Below are 26,103 nucleotides of genomic sequence, written 5' to 3' on the forward strand. Positions count from 1 at the left end.
CTTATAAGAGTTTTTAAAAAAAATCGTTTACTTGCTAATGTTCATTTGTACTCAAATCAACACAAACACACAACCTGAATAAAAAATAAGACAGAAATAATGCATAAAAACTTCCTATACGCACTTTTATCCTTAACTGTATTGCCTTATATATTAAATGCACAACCTTTATCAAAAATTGCACCAAAAAGGGAGTTTAGGGGGGTATGGGTAGCAACTGTTACTAATATCGACTGGCCTTCCAAGCCAGGACTAACTGTCGATCAGCAAAAACAAGAGCTTATTGGTATTCTTGAACGCCATAAAAGTCAGGGTATGAATGCCATTATTTTGCAGGTAAGGCCTGCGGCCGATGCTTTTTATGCCAAATCGAGAGAACCATGGAGCCAATGGTTAATGGGTAAACAAGGCCTGGCGCCGGCTGCGGGTTACGATCCACTGGCTTTTGCTATTAAAGAAGCACATTTTAGGGGAATGGAATTACATGCATGGTTTAATCCTTATCGTGCAAGTATGAGTAGCAATGCTGTTTTGAGCGAAAACCATGCTTACCGTAAGCACCCCGATTGGTTTTTTACTTATGGTGGCAAAAAACAATTCGATCCGGGGATTCCTGAAGTTAGGGAATACATTGTGCAGGTAATTCTGGATGTGGTAAAGGAATACGATGTGGACGGCATTCATTTCGACGATTATTTTTATCCCTATAAAGTAGAAGGGCAAGCCATTAATGATGGCAATACTTTTTATAAATACCCTAACAATTTTTCGGACATTAAAGACTGGAGGCGCAACAACGTTGATTTGTTGATTAAACAGTTGGATGATAGTATTCATCATTACAAAAAATGGGTAAAATTCGGGATCAGCCCGTTTGGTATCTGGAAAAATAAAAATGAAGACCCTGAAGGTTCAGCTACCAGTGGTTTATCTAATTATGCCGAGCTTTTTGCCGATAGCCGCAAATGGGTTAAAGAAGGTTGGGTAGATTACATTAACCCTCAGATTTATTTTACATTTACCAGGAGGGTTGCTCCTTATGGTGTTTTGGTTGATTGGTGGAGCAACAATACCTTTGGCAGGCATGTTTATATTGGCCAGGGGGCTTACCTCGTAAATTCGAGAGCTGAGGCCGCATGGAAAAATATGAGCGAAATTCCTAATCAGATCAGGTATTTAAGAGAGAATAACCGGATTCAGGGAAGCGTGTTTTTTAGTTCAAAGTCTTTGAGTACAGTAGCAAAGGCAGTAGGAGATTCGTTAAAGAACGATTTTTATAAATATCCGGCTTTGCCGCCGCAAATGCCCTGGCTGGATGAAGTGCCACCAAACGCGCCGCTGGCCCTAACCGCCGATGCCATGAAGGATGGGGTACACCTGAAATGGCAACTTCCACTAAAAGCCAAAGATGGCGAAACCGCTACGGGCTTTGTGGTTTATCGCTTTAGCGAGGGAGAGAAGATTTCGGTACTTGATCCTAAAAACATCATCAAAATAAGTTTTGAAGATTACCTTTCGTTTATTGATACCGGAGTAGAAAGCGGAAAGCGCTATAGTTACCTGGTAACGGCTTTAGATCGCTTAAAAAATGAAAGTGAACCTAGCGGCCCTGTTGGTGTAGAAGTGCCGCTAGCGAAAGAATAAAAGGTTAAACAGCCTTCTTATTGGTCGATTCTCTTTCTACAACAGTAGGATCGAGCACAATATGTTCCATACCAGAGTATGGGTTTTGCTGGTTAATCATTTTCAGAAACATTTTAGCACATGCTTTGCCGATTTGAGGTGCATGCTGATCTATTGTAGATAAATTAGGTGTAATGTAGGCAGAAAAGGCCTCATTGGCAAAACCAATAACGCCAATTTCGGGCGGGGTTTCATCAATTTCTTTAAGCTTTTTAATTACGCCTACAGCCGTAAAATCATCTCCCGCAATAATGGCGTCGGGTTTGTTCCGGCTGCGCATCAGTTTACCTGCACCAAAACGGCCATCTTTAATGGAAAGGCCACCAAAAATAATGTGCTCCTCTATTAACGGCAGGTCATTATCGGCAAGTGCCGCTTTATAGCCCTCCAGGCGATCGTTAAATATCTTAATCTGGTGAATAGTAGTTACAAAAGCAATTTTTTTATAGCCGTTATCAATTAAATGTTGCGTAGCTATATAGCCAGCCCTAAAGTCATCGAGGGTAATGGTAGGCACCTTTAAATCTGCATTTACTCGATCAAATAAAATTAGGGGTTTATTCTGTTTAACAATTTCGGCAAAGTGGCTTACATCTTGCGTTTCTAACGATAGTGAAGCCATAATTCCATCAACCTGTGCCTCTAATAATGTTTTTACGCCGTTTATCTCATTCTCTACCGATTCGTTAGATTGATAGATAATTACACGATATCCGCTGTCTTTTAAGCCATCTTCTATGCAGTGTATAATGGAAGCAAAAAAATGAGCCTGTACGCTAGGTACAATAACCCCAATAATGTGCGTTTTGCCCGATTTTAGTGCCGAGGCCAACTTGTTTGGGCTATAATTCAATTTTTTAGCCATATCTACCACCGCTTTTCGTGTGGTATCGCTTATGGCCGGAAAGCCACTCAATGCCCGTGAAACGGTAGATACCGTAACATTCAGCTCTTTTGCAATGTCGTATATAGTGGTTTTCTTTTTCAATTTTTGAATTAGCGGTCGATTTAATAATAGGTTATAAATGTACTAAACCTTAATAATAATGTTCTTTTTGTACATGAAATATAATAATACATAGAAGCCCAGTACGTAGGTAACGGCCCAAACCAGCGAGGCATTTATTGGGCTAAAAAAGGGAGTATAACAAGTTTCATAAAACCTGACCAACAATCCGGTCTTTGTTCCGTCGGGTTTGGTAACCTGAATGAGATTTAACACCCGGGGCATTAAACCTGCCAAAAAGAAAACGGTGATGGCGTTAACACCGTATACGACGAACGGGGTTGTAAATTTCCTGTAGCCCTGTACATCAATAATCCAGTAACATAGCGCGAGGCCAATGCTTGCCAATCCGCCTGCGTAAAGTACGTAAGGGCTTGTCCAAAGTGCTTTATTGATAGGAAACTGTAAATCCCAAAGCAGTCCCAGTATAATAGCAGCTATGCCTGCGGTAAAAAGCCAGGCTACTTTTGTGGCGTTATCTACATCTTTTCGGCGCATCCAAACGCCAACCAAAATGCCAAATAAGCAAGTGCCAACAGCTGGTAGCGTGCTTAAGATCCCTTCGGGATCCCATGTTTTTGATGAGGCCCAGGTATGCGCTTCAGTTAAAATGCCTCTATCAATCCAGGCCGCTAAATTGGTTTCTTTTTCTAAGTTAGGATAACCTACACCAGGTACTGGGATAAAAGTCATTAAAGCCCAATACACTGCCAGGATAATAATTAATGTTTTAAATATCGTTTTTTCCGAAGCTTTGAGAAAGATGATACTGCAGATGATAAAAACTATGCCTATTCTTTGCAAAACACCCAATAACCTAACCGTTTGGAAAGCTTCGAGAATGGTACTTTCTGTTGTAATTGCGCTGATGATTTTTCCAAAAATGGCTAAAAAGAATCCTAGTAAGTAAAGTATAAGCCCCGTTTAATGGCCTTAATGATGGTTTTTTTATGTATGGCCGGATCGATTTTGCTACTACTCATGGCAAAAGCAATGGATACGCCAACAATCCAAAGGAAAAAAGGAAAGATTAAATCTGTTGGTGTGCATCCGTTCCATTCAGCATGTTCTAAAGGAGCATAAATATGTCCCCAACTACCCGGATTGTTCACTAAAATCATTGCGGCTACCGTTAATCCCCTAAAAAAATCGAGTGAAAGCAATCGTTGTTTAGTTTCGGTCATGGTTAGTTGGTTTGAGAAAACTAATTTATAGTATTGTTTTTACAATGAGAAATAACTTGCTTACGAAGTTTAGCCAGGTATGGTTCTTCTGGCCTTTAAGACTTCGGAGGGCGGATAAAAAAAATCCTGCTTTGAGCAAACAAAGCAGGATTGATATCGATCAACTAAAACTAATCTTCAAATTTCCAGCGTACAAAAGCTTCCATGGCTTCGTATTCTGCAAGTCCCAAATCATCGTAAGCCTTAGCTGTTTCGCGGTTACGGTCTTCGGCACGTTGCCAGAATTCTCTTGAATCATCGCCAGGGAAAACAGCTCTGTCTTTTTGGCTCTGGTGTTTGAAAATCGCATATTTTTTACGCTCAAGTTCTTGCGGAGAAATTGGCACAGCCATTTCGATTTCGTGTGTTTCGAATTCGTGCCATGCGCCACGGTACATCCATAACCAGCAATCCTGAGCCCATGCTTCAGTTTTACGCAGGCGTTTTAAAGCTGCAAGTATAATATTGAAGCAAACAATGTGCGTGCCATGTGGATCTTCGAAATCGCCGGCAGCATAAACTTGGTGAGGCTTAACTTTTTGCAAAAGCTCCATGGTTAACTCGATGTCGGCATCGGTTACCGGATTTTTTTGCACTTTGCCACTTTCGTAGAAAGGAAGTGCCTGGAAGTGAATGTGATCATCTTCTAAACCACAATATCTCGCTCCGGCAATGGCTTCTCCTTTTCTGATTAAGCCTTTAACGGTTTGAATCTCCGGAGTATCTATCTGGTTTGGTTTTTTCTGCTCAATAAAGGTTCTCATGTTGTTGTAAAGTTCCTTTAAATGCGAGTTATCCATGCCCATTTTCTCAGTAAAATCTACGTTGAATTCTACAAAGCGAAGTGCGTCGTCATCCCAAACTGCCGTGTTTCCGGAAGTTTGATAAGCTACGTGTACATCATGTTTCTGATCAACCAGACGGATAAATGTACCACCCATTGAAATTACATCATCATCAGGGTGTGGCGAAAAGATAATTACTCTTTTCTTAGCTGGTTCGGCTCTTTCCGGACGCTGAGAATCGTCGGCATTTGGTTTACCACCTGGCCAGCCTGTAATAGTGTGTTGTAATTTGTTAAAGATATGGATGTTGATATTGTACACCGGCCCTTTTTCGGTAGCCAGTTGTGCCATACCATTGTTGTTGTAATCGTCTTCAGTTAATTTTAAGATTGGCTTATTTAAAGTATTGGCCAACCAAATTACTGCTTTACGGATTAAAGCATCGGTCCAGATACAATCTTTTACCAACCATGGAGTATCAAAACGGGTTAAATCCGAAGCTGCCGGAGCATCAAGAATGAATTCAACATGATCAGATAACTGAAGAAATGTAGCTGGTACATCGCCAGAAATTTCTCCTTCTACCGCTTTTTTAATGATCGAAGCTTTTTTACGGCTCCAAGCCATTAATATAATTTCCCTTGCTTTGAAAATGGTACCAATACCCATGGTAATGGCCTTAGTTGGTACAAAGGTTTTACCACCGAAATCGCGCGCAGCATCACGGCGGGTAAGGTCATCAAGAGTAACTAAACGTGTTCCCGAGTTTGGTGCAGAGCCCGGCTCGTTGAAACCGATGTGACCAGTACGACCAATACCCAGGATCTGGATATCAAGACCGCCTAAATCACCAATTTTCTTTTCGTAATCTAAACAAAACGCCGGAATGTCTTCAAGTGCAAGCGTTCCGTCCGGAATGTGAACATTATTTTTATCGATGTCGATGTGATCGAAAAGGTTCTCGTTCATAAAAGTAACGTAACTCTGTGCCGCAGTTGGCGCCATCGGATAATACTCATCCAGGTTGAACGTAATTACGTTTTTGAAACTTAAACCTTCTTCTTTGTGCAGTCTAACCAGTTCGGCATATACTGCAATTGGAGTAACACCTGTTGCTAAGCCCAGTACTGCAGGTGCGTTGTTTGCTTGTTTTGATTTAATGAGCTCCGCGATGCGGTTTGCTACATTAATGGAAGCAATTTTTGGATTTTCGAACACGCTTACGGGTAGTTTCTCGAAACGTGTCTCCTCCAGTAAATTTAATCTAGCCATTTTTTTTATATGGATTTTAATGTACGGAGCAGTAAATATAGAGAGTTATGCCCAATTTTTAACACAGGATATTTACTTTTATTGCAAGTATTTTTATAAAATTGAGTTAACGGTGCAGACAAACGTTTGTTCGTTTTTAAGTAAAAATTAATATGAACACACAGATCCAAAAGTTGTACGAAAAAGCAACTAAAAGCGAGCGTTTAATTATAGGGTTAATGAGTGGTACCTCTATGGATGGGCTGGATATTGCACTCTGTTCGGTTAAAAATAGCGGCTCCGATACCGACATAAAAATTCTGGCATTTAAAACCGGCGATTATACCGATAATTTCAGAGCCAAGATTAAAGCTGTTTTTTCTAAGAAAGAGGTCGATTTGCAGTTGGTTTGCCTCATGAACGAGCACATTGCCAATACGCATGCCCAATTAATTAACGAAGCTCTACAGGAGTGGGGATACGATAATGGAGCCATCGACTTTATTGCCAGCCACGGACAAACCATTTTTCATGCACCTAAATCCTTGCATCAGCTCGAAGATTACCCGAACGGAACCTTACAGATAGGAGATGGAGATCATATCGCACTTAAAACGGGGATCATTACACTTTCCGATTTCAGGCAGAAACATTTAGCGGCAGGAGGAGAGGGCGCACCATTGGCGGTTTATGGCGATTATCTGATCTTTTCTAAAGCAGGAGAAGACCGGGTAATGCTAAATATTGGTGGAATTGCAAACTTTACCTACCTACCTGGAAGTACCGAGGCCAGCGCAGTTTTTTCTACAGATGTTGGCCCGGGCAATACTTTAATGGATCAGTACATGCAAAAATATTTTGATCGGTTTTATGATAAAAATGCCGAAGTGGGGAGTGCTGGTCAATTAAACGAAAAGCTTTTGCATACATTATTGGATTGTAGTTTCTTTGAGCTTGGTTTTCCTAAAACAACAGGCCCCGAATTATTTAATCTCGAATACCTGAGCAATGCGCAGCAGCAATCGGGTACCACTGATATTCCAAAAGCGGATGTGATGGCTACTTTATGTCACTTTTCGGCACGCACCATCGCTGATGCCATTAGGCGATGTTTTGGTCAGCAGGCGAAAGCCTCGGTTTATATGAGTGGCGGTGGTATGCACAATCCTTTACTGGTAAAACTGCTGCATAACGAATTGCCTTTTTGTAATTTCTTAACCACTGAAGATTTGAAGATCAATCCTGATGCTAAAGAAGCTGTTTTATTTGCTGTTTTAGCCAACGAAACCCTTTGTGGTAAGCCGATAAGTTTTGGAAACAGGCAAGGTGTACCGGCGGTTTGTATGGGTAAGATCAGTTTGCCCGAATAGCTCGGATTGGCGTTAGTGTCTGATTGTAAAGTAGTTTGTGTAGCTTAAAAATTTGGTTTGTGCAGTATTTTGTTTAATTTGTTTTAAACTAATCTTCAACCCAAAACCAAATTTTATGGAAAAAAGTTACCTAAAATGGTTGTCAAAGCTCTTCGTAATTTTGATGATCCCATTTCTGTTACTCTTATTTACAGGAATGGCACAAGCACAAAGCAAACGGTACACCATTAGCGGCAAGGTTACCGATGCAGCTAACAGCGATCCTATACCTGGAGCAGTTGTTAAAATATTAAATACCACTTTGGCTACCAGTACCGATGCTAACGGAGCTTATAACTTTTCGGTTGATTTAAATCCCGGAAAATACCAGCTTCAGTTTTCTTATGTGGGCTATAAAAGTAGCCTTCAATCAGTTGATTTGGGCGCAAATGATAAAGTACAGGTAAGCGTAAAGCTTAGTGGCGATGCTGTAGGTCTTGATGAAGTTATTGTTACAGGCACCTCGCAGGGAACTACCCGTAAACAGTTAGGTAGTTATGTAAGTACTGTAAAAGGTGATGATTTAAACAAAGCGCCCAGCGGAAATGCCCTTGCCTCATTGCAGGGAAAAACACCTGGAGCACAGATTAGCCAGAACTCAGGCGATCCCGCTGGAGGAATTTCTGTTCGTTTAAGAGGTATAAGTTCTGTTAATTCATCATCTGAACCACTCTATATCATTGATGGTGTAATAATAAATAACTCTACTACAAGGGTAACCAATACGTCTGGCAATTACGACAATATTAACAATGGCATCCAGGTAGGAAGCCTCGGACAGAATAGGATGGTGGATATTAGTCCGGCAGATATTGACCACATTGAGGTTTTAAATGGCGCTGCGGCAGCGGCAATTTATGGTTCAAGGGCAAATGCAGGTGTAATTCAGATTTTTACCAAACGCGGGAAAAGCGGTGAGCCGCAGGTAAGTTTCAATACCAGCCTGACCATTAGCGAACTCCGGAAGCAGATTGAGGTAAATCAGGCACCAATTAAGTTTGGTGGATCTGTTGATGCGCAAACACAGGATATTTTAACCCCAACTTTAACTAATACCACCGCCGTTACCCGCTATAATTATCAGGATTATATTTTTCGCACAGGGGTAGGCACAGATAATTCCGTATCAGTTTCGGGTGGAAATGACAATACGAAATTTTATACTTCGGCCGGGTATTTTGCTAATCAGGGAATTATTAAGAATACCAATTTCAGAAGGATGAACTTTAGGGCTAATCTCGATCAGAAAATCAATAACTGGGCAAAAATTACTGCCGGATTTAATTATATCCATAGCGATGCAAATGAAAAGCCAGACGGAAATTCTTTTTTCTCACCAATGAACTCCGTAACCATTATCGGTAATTTTCATGACCTTTTCACCAGAGACGCTTCAGGTAACCTGAAATCTGTTGGTGAACGTGGAAGAGTGAATCCAGTTTCCGTAATTGAAGACATCAAACAACGGCAGTTTACTAATCGCATTATTGCTAACGCGGGAATAAAGTTAACGCCAGTTAAAAATCTTACCATCGATTACACCATGGGGGTTGATAATAGTATTCAAAACGGAACCACTTACATTCCGCCCTTCGCTTATAATGTAAGTACAGGTTTTTATGGTGGCGGACCAACTCTTGATCCGTCTTTAAATGGATATGCCAGTGCCGCAAATGCAACTACAACTTTATTTAACAACGAACTGAATTTTACTTATGATGCAAAAATATCAGACGCATTAAGTTCTACCACACAACTAGGAGGTTCTTTCCAGTATCAAAAGGATTTGTTCAGCTTGCTAAATGGCCGCGGACTTGCACCTTTTGTACAAACGGTTAACGGGGCAAGCACCATCTTAACGAATAACGATAACAGGTCTGAATTCTCGATTAGCGGGGCCTATTTGCAGCAGAATTTTAAATATAAGGACCATTTATTTGTAACAGGTGCAGTTAGGGTCGATCAATCAACAGTTTTCGGAGAAAATAACCGGACGCAATTCTATCCAAAAGCAAACGTGAGTTACGTTTTATCTTCAGCTGATTATTGGAAAAATCTGGGAGTTTCTTCATGGTGGAATGCACTTAAATTTCGTGCGGCATATGGCGAATCAGGAAACTTAACCGGTATCGGCGCCTACGATAGGTTTAATGTATATACTCCAGGCGCAATTACCAGTAAAACATCTTTAACGTCAAGCAGTATTCTTGCCAATACAGGTGTAAAGCCGGAGCGCCAAAAAGAATTGGAAATCGGTACCGATATGTCGTTTTTCAATAATCGCTTAGGCTTAACATTTAGCTGGTACGATAAACGGGTTAAGGATGTATTGCTTAATGTGATTGTAGCACCAACCATAGGTTATTCGAGCGTACTGGATAACATTGGAGGCACATTAAAAAATAAAGGAATTGAGCTGATGTTAACTGGTGTACCGGTTAAAACAACCGATTTTACCTGGACGGCCACTTTGATTTATAACCGCAACAGGAACAAAATTGTAGGTTCAGGTGCGCAAAGGTTGATTGCAACTAATGCCGGGGCACCGGTATCAATCACCGATGGATATCCTGTAGGGGTTTTTTATGGAACTTTCTTCGCACGAAATAGCGATGGTAGCTTATTAACAAATGCCCTGGGGATTCCGCAAACAGAGTTGGGTAAGCAACTAACTTCTACCACTTACGATCCGCAACGAACCAATGGTCAACCTTCGGGTGCTGTTCTGCGTAAAGTATTAGGCGACCCAAATCCTGATTACACGGGATCTTTAGTGAATGATTTTACTTATAAAAAACTAAGCCTCCATATTCAGTTAGATGCCGTTCAGGGTGGGGATATATGGAACGCCGATTGGAGGACCCGCCAGGGGGTAGGTAATGGTAAAGTAACCGAAGCTGAAGATTTAGGGCAATTGCCAAGAGGTTACGTGGCAGGAGTGTATAATGTAGAAGAATGGCGTATAGATGATGGTTCTTTTGTAAAACTGAGAGAAATTTCGCTGAGTTATAACATAGGCAAAGTGAAATTTGTAAAAGACTTGACAGTTAATTTAAGCGGACGGAATTTAGCTTCCTGGGATAATTACAAAGGTTATGATCCCGAGGTGAACGCAGGAGGACAATCGACAATTTTAAGGAATATCGATTTTGGCTCAGTGCCAATTCCACGTACCTTTTCTATTGGTTTACAGGCAAGGTTCTAATTTTAAAATAATGGTTATGAAAAATTTAAGACAAAAATATACGCTTTACACATTTTTTTTAGGATTGGTTGCCTTATCTGCTTGCAAAAAGGACTATCTCAATCCTAATGCACCTGTTGCTGAAGATGTAATGACTTCATCAAGGGCGCTAACCGGAGTAACCACGGGACTCCAAAAAAGTATTTCGACAACCCGCGCAGGCCTTCTATATGCCTCAATAACTCTAAACGGAATTACTACAAATGAGCTAATTTCTATCAATACCGGAAATACTTCTGAGGAAAGATTAATGGCTGGAGGAGTTCAGGTTGATGGTACCAATAGCGTAGTGCTGAATGTCTGGACAGCGGCAAACAAGGTTATCTTTGATGCTGATAACGTGATCAACAACGCAGCCAATTTAGCTGATAAAAATTATGCTGCCGGTTTAATTGCTCATGCCAGCATTTTTAAGGCTATGGCTTTAGGTAATTTATCTGAATATTGGGAAAAAGTGCCAGCAGGCATAGGCCAGAATATTGGTTTTATTACCCGGGTAGAAGGTTTTAACAAAGCGATTGCAACCATTGAGAATGCACAAGCCGTCATTGCAGCAAACCCAATCAGCTCAACTTTTTTAGGTAATGTTCCAGCAGGAGTAGATATTCCGAATACGCTGAATGCTCTAAAAGCCAGGTATGCGCTATTTGCGGGTAATTACACGCTTGCTTTAAGTGCGGCTAATGCGGTTGACCTCATTAAAACTTCTTTATTCAACTATGATGCCCAGAATTTGAATTCCATTTTTGAAGTTGCTACTTCCACTAATAATGTGGTTCAGCCAAAAAATATCAACCTTGGGCAAACAGGTGCATTTGTGCCCGATGCAGGTGATTTGCGCATTCCATTTTATACTACAATTAACACAACAGTGCGTATTAAAGGATTTGCAGCAAGCACCCTGGCGCCGTTTCCGCTTTATCTTCCTGGCGAGATGACTTTGATTAAAGCCGAAGCTTATGCCCGTCAGGCCACACCTAATCTGATTAGTGCATTAACAGAGCTAAATAAAGTGGTTACGAAAACACCTGCTCAAGATCCTTTGGGAGTAGGTGCCGGATTGCTTCCTTTAACTGGGCCATATACCCAGCAGCAGCTATTAGATCTCATTTACAAACACCGTTGCATTGAGCTGTTTATGTCGGGTTTAAAACTCGAAGATATGAGGCGGTTTAATCAGCCATTAGCAGATCGTAAACGTAATTTCTTCCCTTATCCTTTTCCGGAGCGGGATAACAATACCAATACGCCAGCGGATCCCTCATTCTAATAACGAAAAAAGCTTCCCTGACTAAACCAGGGAAGCTTTTTATAAAATATTCAATTCCTTTTCACGATAACGCGAAAGCGATTCGTCATTAATATCCAGCTCAGTTACCAAATAACTGATACTTTCTAAGGGGCAAACCCTTAAGCGCAGGGCGATATCCAATTTTTCTGAAATACACAATACTGCAGTTCTTTTTGCACAGGCCAGCATGGCCTTCTTTAGCTGGTTAATTTCCCAGTAAGTATCGGTTAAGCCTTCTTCAGGGTGGATTGCACTGGTTCCCATCAGGCATAAATCGGCTTTAATTTCTGAAAGCTGGGTAATCACCTGGCCGCCATAGGTAACCTGCGAGTTTTTAGAAAATAGGCCCCCAATTAAAATTACTTCAACATTGTTGTATTTAGCCAGCTCTACAGCAACCAGCGGGCTAATCGTAAAAAAAGTAGCTGATATGCCCTGGGGTAAGAGTTTTACCAATTCAAGTATTGTGGTACCGCCGCCCGTTAAAACCACCATGCCATCTTTAATCAGCTTGGCTGCCTTTTTTGCTATGATAATCTTGCTGTCGCGGGCGTAAACGGTACTATCATCAAAAGAGCTATGGTACGATTTGGATAGCGCACCGCCATGCACTTTGTACAGCAGATTTTCATCCACCAGTTCCTGCAAATCCCTTCTAATAGTATCCTCCGAAACATTGAGCAGTTGAACCAGATCGGACGTGAGCACGCGGTTGTGCAGGTTAATCTGGCGCATAATGAAATCATGGCGTTCTTTTTTCAGCATAAAATATGGTCTGGTTGAACGAAAGTATAAAAGATTTTTAAATTTTCTAAATATTGCGTGTTTGTGCGTGTTTGTGCGATTTAATGTTGTTAGTTGCTGGTAAATAGTTTGTTAATTAGTTTTTTTATTCCAAAACATTTATGATATTAGCAGTAAAATGCGTTATTGTGCGTGTTTTGCTAACTAACTATAAACAACTAAACAAATCATTTCATTCCCTAAACTGGCAGTTTATGAAAAAAAAGCTACTATTAATTTTTATTGGTACGTTTTTGTTGCTGGCTCATGCCATCGCGCAACAAATAACTATTGCAGGTAAGGTTACCTCGCCCGATGGGCCTATACCTGGTGTTTCTGTTCGGGTAAAGGGCAGCAATGTTGTTGCACAAACCAATGCACAAGGAAACTATGTTATTAAAGCATTAAAAACCGACGTACTTACTTATTCCTATGTGGGTTATGTAACCCAGGAGCGTGCGGTTGGCTCAAATACGGTTATTAACATTAGTCTTTCTGCCGATGCGGGTAACCTCAGTGAGGTGGTAGTAACAGCATTCGGTATAAAAAGATCTAAAGATGCGCTCGGTTACTCCGCGCAAACCTTAAAAGGTTCGGATATTGCCGATACACAACGCGATAACTTTTTAAATGCCTTACAAGGCCGTGTGGCTGGTGCAACCATTACGCCAACAACGGGTACACCAGGGGCATCTGCAACGATGATTATCCGTGGTGGTATTTCGTTGGATGGAGATAATCAGCCACTTTTCGTAGTAGATGGTTTGCCGATTTCTAACCGTACTTTTAGCGAGTACAATTTAGTGGGACAGGGAACCTTTAACCGCCAGAACGATTACGGAAACAGGGCAATGGATATAAATCCTGAAGAAATAGAATCGCTTACGGTTTTAAAAGGACCAGAGGCTTCAGCTTTATACGGAACAGATGGTGCTTCGGGCGCTGTTGTAATTACTACAAAAAGAGCAAAAGCCGGTACCGCCCGCGTAACCTATAGTAACTCGTTCAGGCTAGAAAATACCTATCGCTATCCAGAAGTACAAACTACTTATGGTGGTGGTGCCGGAGGTATTTTTGATGAAGAACAAAGAACACGTACTTTCTTTGGCGCGAAATACCCAGCCAATAAAACGATGTACGATAATATCGGTAATTTTTATAAAACCGGTTTCACCCAAAAACATAATGCAACTATAGAGGGTGGAAGTGAGAAGCTTTCGGTGCGGACAACGGTAAGCTATACCGATCAGAAAGGTATCATTCCGGGAACGGCTTATAATACTATCAATGGTAAAATAAACGCCACTTCTAAAATCAGCGATAAAATTAGCATGAATGCATCGCTAAACCTGATCTCTTCAAGAACTGATAAAACCTATAAGGGCGTAAGCAGCCCAATGTTAAGTGCTTTATCATGGCCGTTAACAGATGATATGCGGAACTACCTGACCCCACTTGGCGAAAGAAGAACCATTACCGGAAGCTTAAGTGGCGAATTGGATAATCCATATTGGGGCGTAGAAAGAAACCCTAACTACGATAAAATGAACCGTGTGCTTGGAAATATAGGCTTTACCTATGCGCCAACCAACTGGTTAAGCATGCAGGGAACTGCTGGAGCAGATATATTTTCTCAGACCGGTCTTTCTGCCTACGATATCCAGTCGTACGAAGCAAATAGATCCGGAACCACCAATTCGGGCGGTGGTTTAAATACCTATAATGCCAACGAGCGATTGGTAACAGCCAATTTTGTAGCAACAGCTAAAAAAGATTTTGGAAAATTTAAGCCTGTAATCCGTGTAGGTACTGAGATTAAAGATGATTCTTATCAGGTAAATGCACAGTTCGGTACACGTTTTTACCAGCCGAACTTTTTTAGCATGAACAATATCGATCCAACTACACAAAGGGTAGCTTATACCGATGAGCTAAAGCGTAAAGTTGGTGTTTTTGCCAATGCAGAGTTAGGTTACGATAATTTCTTGTATTTAACCCTGTCTGGTCGTCAGGATTTATCTTCAACCCTGCCACAAAAGAATAATACTTTCTTTTACCCTGCCACATCATTAAGTTTTGTGTTTTCGAATTTGCAGGCCGTAAAAAGCTTAGAATGGTTGTCGTACGGTAAATTAAGAGGCTCGTGGGGCCAATCAGGTAAAGATGCCAGAGTGGCTTACATTACCAACAATAAATTGGTTGCCCAACAAACTACAGGTGGTGGTTATGCATTGGATGTAAATATGGGTAATCCGGATTTAGAGGCCGAATTTACTACAGCAAAAGAGATTGGATTGGAATTGGGTTTCTTTAAAAACCGTTTATCATTCGATTTTTCTTATTACCATAACCTGTCTGATAAGCAAATTACTGCACCACGCTTAAGTTATGCATCGGGTGCTGTTTTACAATATATCAATAGCGGAAAAATTAGGGTACACGGTTTCGAACTTTTGGTTAAAGGTACACCGGTTAAAACACAGAACTTTAGCTGGGATATTTCGGCAAATGCATCGAGGGCAAGAGGAAAAATCTTGTCGTTGCCTGCAAATCAGGATGTGTTTTATGTATCTGATAGCTGGTTGTTTGATAATGTTAGGGCTCAATATGCTGTGGGAACATCGATTTCAGCTTTTGCGGGTATAGATTATTTGAGAAACAAAGATGGTCAGCTTTTAATCAATCCGGCAAACGGAATGCCGATTAAAGATGTTAATTTCACTCAAATGGGCGATCGCGCACCAGATATTATGGTGGGTTTAACCAACAGCTTTACCTATAAAAATTTCAACCTTTCGTTTTTGCTCGATTTGCGTAAAGGGGGCGATATTTACAACGCAACCGAGTTATACCTGTATGCAAGGGGTTTATCTAAGTTAAGTACAGATCGCGAGGTGCCAAGGATTATTGAAGGTGTAATGCGCGATGGTTTGGAAAATTCGGCCAACCCAACCAAAAATAATGTGGTGGTAATTCCTTACATCACTACAAGTTATTACTCAACATTTTATAATACAGCCGATTTCTTAGAAAAAGATATCAGCTGGATCAGGCTGAAGGATGTGACCTTGAGCTACAACTTGCCAAAAAGCTTATTCCAAAACAGTAAAGTGATTAAGAGCGCCAATGTTTTCGTTACCGGAACAGATTTGTTGTTGATTACCAATTACAAAGGTGTAGATCCGTCGGTTAATGGTTTAAGTGCTGCATCGGGCGGTTTAGGCGGTACAGGGATCGATTTCGGTTCAGTTGGCTTGCCAAGAGGTTATAATTTAGGTGTGAAAATTGGTTTTTAAAGATTAAAGAGATGAAAAAGATATATTTATTATCAGTTTTTGCTTCGCTGGTAATTGCGTCGGGATGTAAAAAGTACCTGGATGTGAATACAGATCCTGCAACGCCGCAAGAAGTATCGAGCAAAACATTAACCCCTCCTTTGTTTGCACAAATGGAAAGAGGTATACAATTCGATTCGAGGTATTTAGGTGGATTAATCCAATATTTTGGTGGGGCTGTAAATGTGGGAGAACAACATGGCTGGATTGCTGGCAGCGATGCCATGGGCGAAATTTGGAGGACTAATTATTTTGGCTTAGGAGCTAACTTAAACCTGATTATCAAAGATTCTGAAGCTAAGCAGGAATGGAATTATGTAGGTATGGCACAAGCATTAAAGGCATGGAGCTGGCAAACCACTACCGATTACCATGGCGAAATTATTTTAAAGCAGGCATTTGATGTAGATCGTTATGTTTACGATTACGATACCCAACCCGAGGTTTATGCAGAGGTGGTTAGATTAGCCAATGCTTCGATTGCCAATTTTAGCAGAACAGATGGTGCAGGAACAGTAGTGAAGTTTGGTCCGGCCGATTTGATTTACGCAGGCGATAATGCCAAATGGATTAAGTTCAATTACGGTATCCTGGCTCGAAATGCCAACAACCTGGTGAATAAGGCTACTTACGATCCGGCTAAAGTAATTGAGTATGTTGATAAATCGTTAGCCGGTAATGCCGATAATTTTATTGTACCTAATACCGGTACAACGGCTATTAATGGTAACTTTTTTGGTCCTTTAAGGGCAAATTTAGGTGCATACCGCCAAACGGCTATAATTGTGGCTTTGCTTGATGGTACCACCTTTGCTGTTGCCAACACACCTCTGGTTATCGATCCGCGCCGCAACAACATGATTACAGCATCGCAGGATGGTATATTTAGAGGTACGGCACCTTATACTGCTGACGCCGGAACTGCAGTTGCCAAGAACCAGATTCCTAATCCATGGGGATCGTTGGGATCTGCCAACCCCGGACCAAACCAGGGTAAATATCTGTTTAAAGATAATGCAGGTTTCCCGATTATGACTTACACCGAAATGCAGTTTATTAAAGCTGAAGCAGCCTTTAGAAAAGGAGATTTTCCTTTGGCTTATACCGCCTATATTAATGGGGTTACTTCAAGTATCGATTTTGTTAGCGCTTTGGGCACGGCCATAACTGCCACTGAAAAAGCAGCATATCTGGCAAGTACATCTGTAAAACAAAGCGCAGCTACTTTAACTTTAAAAGATATTATGCTGCAAAAATACCTGGCCCTTTATGGCTACGGTTTTGTAGAAACCTGGTGCGATTTAAGGAAGTTTAACTACAACGTTGGCGATGCAGCCGGATATAATCCTTATGTGAATGTTTACCGGTTTCCATCAAGCTTTTACGTAGATAATGGAGGCAAGCCTGCGCAACGCTATCGCCCACGTTACAACTCCGAATACCTATGGAACATAGAGGCATTAAAGAAAATCGGAGCCGATAAGAGCGATTATCACACCTACAAAATGTGGTTTTCTCAACCGTAATTTCACTATTTATCAAAAGAAAAATGAAAAAAATATTATATTTTATTGCGGTTAGTATCGGATTATTTGCCGCATGTAAAAAGGGCGAGCTTGTAGAAAATACAGCATATGAAAAGATAGCCCCAGCCGATCCTAAGTACTCTTATCTTAAAATTCTAAATTTAAGCCCGGCGAGCCCGGCATTAACCTTTTATATGGATGGCGCTAAATTTTCGTCCGCGCTTTCTACACTAGGAACTGAAAATGCTGGTTATGCATATAATGGATTATTTCCGGATTTGGGATATGCAGTTACTGCCCCGGGCTCACGAGTTTTAACCGGTAAAATACTTTCGACAGCTGCTGCAGATGCAAATTTAGAGGTTTTTAATACAACAATTACACCAGAAGCAGGTAAATACTACACGATATATACTGCCGGACAATATAACACTACAACTAAAAAAATTCCTGCATCATTAATGGTAGAGGATAGTAGGCCTGGTTTAGATACATCGAAGATTTTTGTTCGAATGCTTAATTTAGCTGCAGGTAGCCCAAATTTGGATCTTGTTAAAGATGTAGCTACCGGAACTAAAATTATATCAAATGTAGCTTACGGAACGGTTACAACCTGGACAGAAATACCAAGTTTAGGACCTGGAATAAGTCCGTCAATAAAGCTTTTTATTAATCCAGCTGGCACTACTACACCATTGCTTGCAGCAGGTTCAACTTTCGTGTTAACAAAGGGCAGAGCATATACCATATATGCTAGGGGATAATAGGAAATGCGACCTATCCATTTGCAGCAACATTTTATACTACCTTCTATTAAAGTCGGGTTACCGCAATAGCTGGAGAAACATAAAATAAAAGGGCGATATGTCAAATATCGCCCTTTTATCGTTTAAGAGTTCTGTTAAATCATTACAAAATCTTAAACCCTAAACTCAATTGGAAAAGATTAGGTTTCTGGCTATACTTTTCACTTTTACTGATGTTCGATAAACCAGCTTCGTAACGTAAATCAACAGAAATACTGCCTACATCAACACCTGCACCAGCCTGTAAGCCCAATGCTTGGTTTTTGTAATTGCCAAAATCTGTTGCTTGTTGGTAAGCCGAGCTAAAAGTCGAATTTTCATCCAGTATGAATGAAATTACCGGACCGGCCATTAAACGGAAGTTTAAGTTTTTAGCCCCGAATTTTGTTCCTAATAATACCGGAACATCCAGTGTCGTAAATTTTACTTTTCCTTCAGCTGCAACTTCGGTTCCATTGTCTTTAAAGCTGATAAATTTGTTGCCTTTGCTGCCAATGTAAGCCTCTGGCTGTACATAAAAACTGGCGCCACCAATGCGTGCCCATGCACCGATTTGGTAGCCCAAACGGTTTTCCTGGCTTGCGAAATCCGAATTTAACTTAGCTAAATTTACACCTGCTTTAACCCCAGGTTAAAGGTTTGTGCCTTTGCTGCTGCCCAACCCAAGGTCAGGAAAACAATAGAGAAGATGATCTTTTTCATTTTAGTTTAATTTTTAAGGTTATAAAATCAAAAACTTGCTTGTATGCATATTAAAGGTGTTTTTTGCACTTATGGCTTCTTTTTTAAAATTGCATACCGTAGTTTTTGTTCCGGGTTAGCTTTTATAACGCCGTTTTAACACAATTATCGTGCAAGAATTTTTCGCGAATGTCTGTTTTTTTTGTCAGATCACATAAAAAGGTATTAACCTGAACAAATATTTTTTACTTTTGCATCAAATAAAATATGCCATGGCTAATTTTCAACTCACTTCTGAAACCGCATTTAAAGTAAAAACCAAATTCTTAAGGAAATACCGCGATCTGGCGAACGAACCTTTGGCATTTGAGCCCGGTAAAGAAGATCAACTGGTTGAAGACTTAATGCGCCTGGTTAAACGCGACCGTACCTACGTTGAGTTTACCATTCAGAAAGCACTGGCCGATACCAAGGGAAACAGGCTTTAAGATTCCAGTTTTCACTTTTCTAAGTACAACATATTTAAGCTTTTTGTTGTCAATTTAACGTACAGGCGCTCGCTCTACCTCGCTTTCTCATGCAATTTGCATCTTTTATACTCGCATTCTTACTCTGGTTAAGTGCCCTTAAATTATCGGCACAACAACAGGCATTTAATGATGCTTTTCCTGATAGCCTAACATCAGCTCAAACCAGAAAACAATTAAACGACTTATCTGCGGATCAATATCTCAAACAAACTTTCATTAAAGGGGGTACATCGCTTAATTATAGATTGTTATTGCCGGAAAGTTATACCAGGCATTTAAAATATCCTCTGGTTATTACCTTTCATAACTCAACCAGGATAGGCACAGATAATGAAAGGCAATTAGAACCATTGGCCAGAATTTGGTTGCGACAGGACATTCGCCAACAATACCCGGCATTCGTAATTGCTCCACAGTTTCAAACACGTTCATCCAATTATTATCTGGATTCTGTACGGAATTGCCTGATCTCTAAACCATCAGAAGAGGTATATTTACTGTTGGAGTTGATCCGCGAGGTAAAAAATAAATATCCGCGGATAGACACTAATCGCATTTATTTGGTGGGTTATTCCATGGGGGCATCTACCGCGCAAAACCTCATGAACATTGCACCAAAAATCTTTGCGGCAATGGTTTCTATTGCGGCTGTTCCCGATTTCTTAAATATAAATGGCATTCAGCGAAAACCTATTTGGTTAATTCATGGCCGGCAGGACAATGAAAATCCATACAGTGGAAGCGAACATTTATATCAGGAGGTGAGAGGTAATCCCAATTTGTGCTTTACCACTTATAACAAGTTAGATCATAACCTCATTACCATTCCGCTATTGCTCACGCCTCAAATACCCGCATGGCTGTTTGCCCGGCATAAATAAAAAAGCTTAGGCTATACATTACTATTATTTGGGCGATTTTTTGCGTAACGCTTAATTTACGCCTGCCCCAAATAAGCTGTTTTTAATATTTATTGCTTTTTGTACATTTACGTTTCTACTAAAACGATAAATAATTTCCCCCATAAGCAGCCTTTTATTTAAATGCGCCTTTTGGGACTAAAATAATAAGGTTATGAAGAAACTAAAATATAGTCTTTTAGCAGTTAGCCTGGGGGTGGCTGCTTTATCTTTTTCTTTCAAAGAAGATTTATTTCTGGTTTCTAAAAACCTGGATATTTTTGCCTCCCTGTATAAAGAAATCAATATTAACTACGTTGATGATACCAATGCGCCAAAGTTGATGCGTACGGGAATTGATGCCATGCTCGATAGCCTGGATCCCTATACCGAATACGTTCCCGAATCGGAAATTGAAGATTATAAACTGAAATATGTAAGCACGCAGTACGGTGGTATTGGGGCCAGTACCGTTTTTATTGATGGTAAACTATTTATAAATGATATTAGCGAGGGCTATCCGGCATATAAAAGCGAAGTTAAACCGGGCGATCAGCTGGTAAGCATAAACGGAATTGTTGTTAAAGGTAAAGATCGTGCCGAAGTCAGTCAGTTGCTGCGCGGGCCAAAAGGCACCCCCGTTGATTTGCTGGTGATCAGGGATGGTAAAGAATTAACTAAAAAACTAACCCGCGAAGAAATTAAACAACCAAACGTTTCTTACTCGGGCATGGTGGGTGATGGTATCGGCTACATTAAACTTGATAAATTTTTAGAAAACTCAGGTCAGGAAGTTAAAGATGCTTTGCTAGCCATCCAGAAAGAAAATCCGAAAGGCGTAGTACTCGACTTGAGAAATAATGGCGGAGGGATTTTGCAGGAAGCAGTTAAAATTGTGAACCTTTTTGTAAATAAAGACCAATTGGTGGTTACCCAAAAAGGTAAAAATGTAGAAAAAACCCTTACCTATAAAACACTTTTTGCGCCAATTTCTACATCCGTGCCTTTAGTGGTACTGGTAAATGGAAATTCTGCGTCTGCTTCCGAAATTGTAGCTGGCTCTTTGCAGGATTTAGACCGTGCCATAGTAATTGGCCAGCGCAGTTATGGCAAAGGTTTGGTGCAGCAAACATTTAACTTGCCTTACAATAGTTTGGTAAAGGTAACCGTAGCTAAATATTATACCCCATCGGGGCGCTGTATCCAGAAATTAGATTACGCCCATAAAAATGCCGACGGTGTAGCCGAACGCTTTGCCGATTCTACCATGGTGATGTACCAAACCAAAGCCGGTAGAAATGTATATAGTGGCAACGGCGTTTATCCTGATATTGTAGTGGAAGCTTCAAAGTTGAGTCCGATTACAATCTCTATGCTGAATAAAAATCTTTTCTTCAGTTATGCTAACCAGTACAAAAAGGAAAAACCAACTGTAGCTGCAGCAAAAACCTTTCAACTTTCTGATGCCGATTATGCCGCATTTTCGGGCAGTTTGGCCGATAAGGATTTAACCTACCTGAGCCGCACCGAAAGATTACTCTCTGACCTGCGCGCAGAAGCTGAAAAGGAAAATAAATCGGCAGAAGTAAAAAGTGATCTCGAAAACCTGAAATATAAACTCACTTCTTCTAAAAAAACTGATTTGGTAAACCATAAAGCAGAAATTAAACGTGTGCTCGAAACCCAGATTGTAAGCCGTTACTTTTACGAAAAAGGAAGGATTGAGCAAAGTTTTCAATACGATAAAGAACTGGCTGCGGCGAAAAATCTGTTTACCAACCAAACCCAGATTTTAGCTATTTTAAAGGGCGACGGAAACTATAAAGTGATTGGAAAGCCTACAAAAGCAACAGCTTCAATTAATTAACCTAACCAAATTTTATCTTACCCAATGAAAAAACTAGCATTTGTAGGCCTTATTCTGTTACTGGCTTTAGAGTTAAACGCACAGGAATACACACCGGCAGCATCTAATTTAAAGCAAAGAACATGGTTTAACGATGCGCGGTTTGGCTTATTTATTCACTGGGGGCCATTTAGTATTCCGGGGAGTGGCGAATGGGTAATGAACGAAAGGAAGCTGACTGTACATAACTATACCAACCTGAAAGATTTTTTCAACCCCACAGCGTTTGATGCTGCACAATGGGTATCCATGGCCAAAAATGCGGGCATGAAATACATTACGCTAATTACAAGGCACCATGATGGTTTTAGCATGTGGGATACCAAATATTCGGATTTCAACATTGTGAACACGCCATATAAAAAAGATATTGTGAAAATGATGGCTGATGAATGCCATAAACAGGGTATACAACTTTACTTATATTATTCTTTGTTAGATTGGCGCCGTGAAGATTATCCGCATGAAACCGGGCGTACGGGCCAAAATTCGGGTAGAACGGGTAAAGGTGACTATGCCAGTTACCTGCAGTTTATGAAAAATCAGCTTACCGAATTATTAACCAAATATGGCGAAATAGGTGGCATCTGGTTCGACGGTCATTGGGACCAGACGGCTCCCGAAGGTGAAAAAGACCGAACCTCGCGCATAGACTGGAAATATGATGAAATTTACAGCCTCATCCATAAATTACAGCCACAATGTATGATTGGGAATAACCACCACCTGAGTCCTTTTGCTGGCGAAGATTTCCAGATGTTTGAACGCGATCTTCCCGGAGAAAATAAGTCGGGATTAAGTTTTCAGAAAGCATCAGATAAACTTCCGTTAGAAACCTGCGAAACGATTTCAAATTCGTGGGGATATAATTTGAGCGATACCCATTACAAATCGAACAAAGAGTTGGTGAATATGCTGGTTAAAGCCGCCAGTTTAGGGTCAAACCTATTGCTTAACATCGGACCAATGCCAAATGGTAAAATCCAGCCCGAGTTTCAGGAGCGTTTGGCCGGCATGGGTGCCTGGCTAAAAGTTTATGGAGAGAGTATTTACAACACCAAAGCAGGGTTTATTAAGCCGCAGGCTTGGGGAAGTATTACCCAAACCGATAAAAATATCTATATCCACATTTTGGATGGTAAAACCACTACGCTCGATTTAGAAAACATTCCGGCTAAAAAAATTAAAAAAGCCTATTTGCTAAAAGATAAAACTGCGGTAAATTATACCCTTAAAAAGGGAAAACTGAGCATAAATACTACAGTGAGTAGTACCGAGCCAGACCATGTAATTGTATTGGATATCGGGAAATAAATGGTTTGTGCTATTATAGCTTAGATGTAATTCTTTTTCATTTTAAATGAAAATTAACGTAAAACGTTTTACTTTTAGGGCTTTAAAATCTATCGTAGGACAGAACCATGCATTTCAACAAAATCTCATCCATTCTATTTTTAACTGCCTCTTTATGTGTTAATCAGGCCTTTGCGCAGCAAAAAACTAAATTAACCCAGTATATCGATCCGCTAATTGGCTCGGCAAAACACGGGCACGTTTTTGTGGGCGCCAATGTGCCTTTTGGCGCAGTACAGCTCGGACCCAATAACATTTTCGAAGGCTGGGACTGGTGCAGCGGTTACAATTATGTGGGTAACACGATTACCGGTTTTGCACATACCCATTTGAGCGGCACGGGCATCGGCGATTTAGGCGATATTTCGATTATGCCAGCAACAGGGAAAACCTTGTTAGAAAAGGGTAAAACGGCCAACGATCCGGCAGGTTATCTATCTACCTTTTCGCACCAAAATGAAGTAGCTAAGGCCGGTTATTATAGTGTATTGTTAGATAAATATGGAATCAAGGCCGAATTAACGGCTACCGAAAGAGTAGGGTTTCACCAATATACCTTTAAAAATGCGTCCGAAACGCCGCATATTATCATCGATTTAATTGAAGGGATTGGCTGGGATGCTCCGGTATCGGCCTCTTTTAAACAGCTCGATGCCATGACTATTGTTGGGCACAGAAATTCGAAAGGTTGGTCCAGCGATCAACGCTTGTATTTTGTAATCAAGCTTTCTCAACCGGTTAAAGCCATTACTTTATATGATAGTACTGTTGTTAAAAGCGGAAAAGCATTAACCGGTAAAAAGCTGAAAGCTGTTGTCGATTTTGCTGCAATAAATAATGGCAAACTGCAGATTAAAGTGGCACTTTCGCCGGTAAGTATCGATAATGCTATTTTAAACTTAAAAACAGAGCTACCCAATTGGGATTTTGCCGCAACAGTTAAAAAAAGCGATGCTAAATGGGAAAAAGAACTGGTCAAAGTGAAAATTGATGCTTCTAATAACACCAAAAAAGTATTTTATACAGCTTTGTACCATACCATGGTTGCGCCTTCACTGTTTAACGATGTCAATAAAGATTACCTCGGCACAGATAAAAAGGTTTACAAAAAAGCCGGCTTTAATAATTTAACTACTTTTTCGTTGTGGGATACTTACCGTGCAGCCAATCCGTTGTTTACTATCCTGCACCAGGATAAGGTGAACGATGTGGTGAATACTATGCTGGCCATTTACAAACAGCAGGGTAAACTACCTGTTTGGCATTTAATGGGAAGCGAAACCAATACCATGGTTGGCTACCACGCTGTACCGGTTATTGTTGATGCCTATTTGAAAGGATACCGCGGTTTTGATGTAAACCTGGCTTATGCAGCGGTGAAACAATCGGCCATGCAGAAAACAGATGGCATTGAGTACATCCAGGAGCTAAAATATATTCCTGCCGATAAGGTAAACGAATCGGTTGGTAAAGCTTTGGAATATGCGATTGATGATTACTGTATTGCGCTGATGGCTAAAGCACTGAACAAAACCGCCGATTACAACTATTTCAACAAAAGAGCAAAGTTATACTGCCAGTATTTCGATCCTAATGTTCAGTTTATGCGTGGTAAACTGGCCAATGGAAACTGGAGAAGCCCATTCGATCCTTTTTCATCTAAACACCGTGAAGATGATTATGTAGAAGGCAATGCCTGGCAGTACACCTGGCTGGTGCCTCAGGATGTTGAAGGACTGATTAATCTTTTTGGAGGTGATAAACCTTTTATCAATAAGCTCGATTCGCTGTTTACCTTACCTTTAGATTTGGGAACCAATGGTTCGCCTGATATCAGTGGTTTGATTGGTAATTATGCACAAGGAAATGAACCCAACCACCACATTACTTATTTATATACTTACGCAGGTCAGCCCTGGAAAACGGCCGATCTGATCCGCAAAATAGATAAAGACTTTTATTCGGCTAAGCCCGATGGTTTGTGCGGTAATGAAGATGTAGGGCAAATGAGTGCCTGGTATGTTTTCAACGCTATGGGTTTTTATCCGGTAAATCCTGCAAATGGTGCTTATGTTTTTGGCACACCATTAATTAACGAAGCCAGCATTGCGCTTAGAGGAAGCAAAAAGTTCGATATTAAAGTAATCGGAAATAGTACCGACAATAAATACATTCAGAAAATTGTGCTAAACGGCAAGCCTTATACCAAATCATTTATTTTACACAAAGCGATTATGGCTGGTGGAAATATGCAGATTTATATGGGCAACAAGCCATCGGCAACCTGGGGTGTAAAAACTGAAGACAGGCCTGTACCAACCAAATAATATAAGTATGATTAAATTAGCGGATGCTTGAATGACTAGAAATATCCTACTCATTCAAACATCCG

At 40.6% G+C, this 26,103-nt stretch carries 17 protein-coding genes and 1 pseudogene; 12 read left to right on the forward strand and 6 right to left on the reverse strand.

The annotated features are described in order from the left end of the window. Nucleotides 1-99 precede the first annotated feature (99 nt). Nucleotides 100-1,644, forward strand: coding sequence for a glycoside hydrolase family 10 protein (locus G7074_RS10255; RefSeq protein ID WP_166208263.1), 1,545 nt, complete (start codon nucleotides 100-102; stop codon nucleotides 1,642-1,644). Nucleotides 1,645-1,648: 4 nt separating this feature from the next. On the opposite strand, the gene G7074_RS10260 is transcribed toward G7074_RS10255, so the two are convergent. From G7074_RS10260 to nagB, 4 genes are all read right to left on the reverse strand, one after another. Continuing rightward, on the reverse strand, nucleotides 1,649-2,671 hold the full coding sequence (locus G7074_RS10260) for a LacI family DNA-binding transcriptional regulator (protein ID WP_166208266.1): 1,023 nt from the start codon (nucleotides 2,669-2,671) through the stop codon (nucleotides 1,649-1,651). A 42-nt stretch (nucleotides 2,672-2,713) separates the two neighbouring features. After that, nucleotides 2,714-3,382 (reverse strand): hypothetical protein, encoded by a 669-nt coding sequence (locus G7074_RS27910; protein WP_205944173.1) that lies wholly within the window; start codon nucleotides 3,380-3,382, stop codon nucleotides 2,714-2,716. Between the two features lie 206 nt (nucleotides 3,383-3,588). Continuing rightward, nucleotides 3,589-3,873: a DUF5009 domain-containing protein gene (locus G7074_RS27915; RefSeq protein ID WP_205944174.1), complete on the reverse strand. Its 285-nt coding sequence runs from the start codon at nucleotides 3,871-3,873 to the stop codon at nucleotides 3,589-3,591. A gap of 170 nt (nucleotides 3,874-4,043) precedes the next feature. Beyond that, nucleotides 4,044-5,969: a glucosamine-6-phosphate deaminase gene (gene nagB, locus G7074_RS10270; RefSeq protein WP_124558822.1), complete on the reverse strand. Its 1,926-nt coding sequence runs from the start codon at nucleotides 5,967-5,969 to the stop codon at nucleotides 4,044-4,046. A 152-nt stretch (nucleotides 5,970-6,121) separates the two neighbouring features. On the opposite strand from nagB, the gene G7074_RS10275 reads away from it, so the two are divergent. The 3 genes from G7074_RS10275 (at nucleotide 6,122) to G7074_RS10285 (ending at nucleotide 11,871) form a co-directional block, all read left to right on the forward strand. Beyond that, on the forward strand, nucleotides 6,122-7,318 hold the full coding sequence (locus G7074_RS10275) for an anhydro-N-acetylmuramic acid kinase (RefSeq protein ID WP_166208269.1): 1,197 nt from the start codon (nucleotides 6,122-6,124) through the stop codon (nucleotides 7,316-7,318). Nucleotides 7,319-7,433: 115 nt separating this feature from the next. Continuing rightward, nucleotides 7,434-10,562 carry a SusC/RagA family TonB-linked outer membrane protein gene (locus G7074_RS10280; protein ID WP_205944175.1) on the forward strand — a complete coding sequence of 1,043 codons (3,129 nt, stop codon included), beginning with the start codon at nucleotides 7,434-7,436 and terminating at the stop codon, nucleotides 10,560-10,562. 16 nt (nucleotides 10,563-10,578) lie between these two features. Further along, nucleotides 10,579-11,871: a RagB/SusD family nutrient uptake outer membrane protein gene (locus G7074_RS10285; protein ID WP_166208272.1), complete on the forward strand. Its 1,293-nt coding sequence runs from the start codon at nucleotides 10,579-10,581 to the stop codon at nucleotides 11,869-11,871. 39 nt (nucleotides 11,872-11,910) lie between these two features. Here the strand turns inward: G7074_RS10285 and G7074_RS10290 are convergent, their stop codons facing one another. Then, complete coding sequence (locus tag G7074_RS10290; protein ID WP_124558819.1) at nucleotides 11,911-12,657, reverse strand: DeoR/GlpR family DNA-binding transcription regulator; 747 nt, start codon at nucleotides 12,655-12,657, stop codon at nucleotides 11,911-11,913. Nucleotides 12,658-12,890: 233 nt separating this feature from the next. Here G7074_RS10290 and G7074_RS10295 point away from each other — a divergent pair, with 233 nt between their 5' ends. Genes G7074_RS10295 through G7074_RS10305 form a run of 3 tightly spaced genes read left to right on the forward strand, consistent with a single transcriptional unit; the run spans nucleotide 12,891 to nucleotide 18,300 of the window. Beyond that, entirely contained in the window at nucleotides 12,891-15,971 is a 3,081-nt protein-coding gene (locus tag G7074_RS10295) for a SusC/RagA family TonB-linked outer membrane protein (RefSeq protein ID WP_166208275.1), read from the forward strand. A gap of 11 nt (nucleotides 15,972-15,982) precedes the next feature. Further along, a complete protein-coding gene (locus tag G7074_RS10300) occupies nucleotides 15,983-17,536 on the forward strand; it encodes a SusD/RagB family nutrient-binding outer membrane lipoprotein (protein WP_166208277.1) in 1,554 nt (517 codons plus the stop codon). A 23-nt stretch (nucleotides 17,537-17,559) separates the two neighbouring features. Then, complete coding sequence (locus G7074_RS10305; protein WP_166208280.1) at nucleotides 17,560-18,300, forward strand: DUF4397 domain-containing protein; 741 nt, start codon at nucleotides 17,560-17,562, stop codon at nucleotides 18,298-18,300. A 145-nt stretch (nucleotides 18,301-18,445) separates the two neighbouring features. Here the strand turns inward: G7074_RS10305 and G7074_RS10310 are convergent. Further along, a pseudogene (locus tag G7074_RS10310) lies at nucleotides 18,446-18,910 on the reverse strand (porin family protein); the annotation flags it as partial. A gap of 385 nt (nucleotides 18,911-19,295) precedes the next feature. Here G7074_RS10310 and G7074_RS10315 point away from each other — a divergent pair. The 5 genes from G7074_RS10315 to G7074_RS10335 all read left to right on the forward strand — a co-directional run bounded on the left by G7074_RS10315 (nucleotide 19,296) and on the right by G7074_RS10335 (nucleotide 26,038). Next, complete coding sequence (locus G7074_RS10315) at nucleotides 19,296-19,511, forward strand: hypothetical protein (protein ID WP_124558814.1); 216 nt, start codon at nucleotides 19,296-19,298, stop codon at nucleotides 19,509-19,511. 89 nt (nucleotides 19,512-19,600) lie between these two features. Then, a complete protein-coding gene (locus G7074_RS10320) occupies nucleotides 19,601-20,434 on the forward strand; it encodes a phospholipase (protein ID WP_124558813.1) in 834 nt (277 codons plus the stop codon). A 193-nt stretch (nucleotides 20,435-20,627) separates the two neighbouring features. Continuing rightward, nucleotides 20,628-22,319: a S41 family peptidase gene (locus G7074_RS10325; RefSeq protein ID WP_124558812.1), complete on the forward strand. Its 1,692-nt coding sequence runs from the start codon at nucleotides 20,628-20,630 to the stop codon at nucleotides 22,317-22,319. 24 nt (nucleotides 22,320-22,343) lie between these two features. Then, nucleotides 22,344-23,672 (forward strand): alpha-L-fucosidase, encoded by a 1,329-nt coding sequence (locus tag G7074_RS10330; protein ID WP_124558811.1) that lies wholly within the window; start codon nucleotides 22,344-22,346, stop codon nucleotides 23,670-23,672. A gap of 107 nt (nucleotides 23,673-23,779) precedes the next feature. Continuing rightward, the gene (locus tag G7074_RS10335) at nucleotides 23,780-26,038 is read left to right on the forward strand and encodes a GH92 family glycosyl hydrolase (RefSeq protein ID WP_166208283.1); all 2,259 of its coding nucleotides are present in this window, start codon (nucleotides 23,780-23,782) and stop codon (nucleotides 26,036-26,038) included. The last annotated feature ends 65 nt before the right edge of the window (nucleotides 26,039-26,103 follow it).

The sequence above is a fragment of the Pedobacter sp. HDW13 genome (assembly GCF_011303555.1).
Lineage (GTDB): Bacteria > Bacteroidota > Bacteroidia > Sphingobacteriales > Sphingobacteriaceae > Pedobacter.

Coding starts and splice junctions, on each gene's coding strand:
- G7074_RS10320 (WP_124558813.1), top strand. CDS start 19,601: ATGCAATTTGCATCTTTTATACTCGCATTCTTACTCTGGTTAAGTGCC.
- G7074_RS10275 (WP_166208269.1), top strand. CDS start 6,122: ATGAACACACAGATCCAAAAGTTGTACGAAAAAGCAACTAAAAGCGAG.
- G7074_RS10285 (WP_166208272.1), top strand. CDS start 10,579: ATGAAAAATTTAAGACAAAAATATACGCTTTACACATTTTTTTTAGGA.
- G7074_RS27910 (WP_205944173.1), bottom strand. CDS start 3,382: ATGACTTTTATCCCAGTACCTGGTGTAGGTTATCCTAACTTAGAAAAA.
- G7074_RS10325 (WP_124558812.1), top strand. CDS start 20,628: ATGAAGAAACTAAAATATAGTCTTTTAGCAGTTAGCCTGGGGGTGGCT.
- G7074_RS10290 (WP_124558819.1), bottom strand. CDS start 12,657: ATGCTGAAAAAAGAACGCCATGATTTCATTATGCGCCAGATTAACCTG.
- G7074_RS27915 (WP_205944174.1), bottom strand. CDS start 3,873: ATGACCGAAACTAAACAACGATTGCTTTCACTCGATTTTTTTAGGGGA.
- G7074_RS10295 (WP_166208275.1), top strand. CDS start 12,891: ATGAAAAAAAAGCTACTATTAATTTTTATTGGTACGTTTTTGTTGCTG.
- G7074_RS10305 (WP_166208280.1), top strand. CDS start 17,560: ATGAAAAAAATATTATATTTTATTGCGGTTAGTATCGGATTATTTGCC.
- G7074_RS10315 (WP_124558814.1), top strand. CDS start 19,296: ATGGCTAATTTTCAACTCACTTCTGAAACCGCATTTAAAGTAAAAACC.
- G7074_RS10300 (WP_166208277.1), top strand. CDS start 15,983: ATGAAAAAGATATATTTATTATCAGTTTTTGCTTCGCTGGTAATTGCG.
- nagB (WP_124558822.1), bottom strand. CDS start 5,969: ATGGCTAGATTAAATTTACTGGAGGAGACACGTTTCGAGAAACTACCC.
- G7074_RS10330 (WP_124558811.1), top strand. CDS start 22,344: ATGAAAAAACTAGCATTTGTAGGCCTTATTCTGTTACTGGCTTTAGAG.
- G7074_RS10280 (WP_205944175.1), top strand. CDS start 7,434: ATGGAAAAAAGTTACCTAAAATGGTTGTCAAAGCTCTTCGTAATTTTG.
- G7074_RS10335 (WP_166208283.1), top strand. CDS start 23,780: ATGCATTTCAACAAAATCTCATCCATTCTATTTTTAACTGCCTCTTTA.
- G7074_RS10255 (WP_166208263.1), top strand. CDS start 100: ATGCATAAAAACTTCCTATACGCACTTTTATCCTTAACTGTATTGCCT.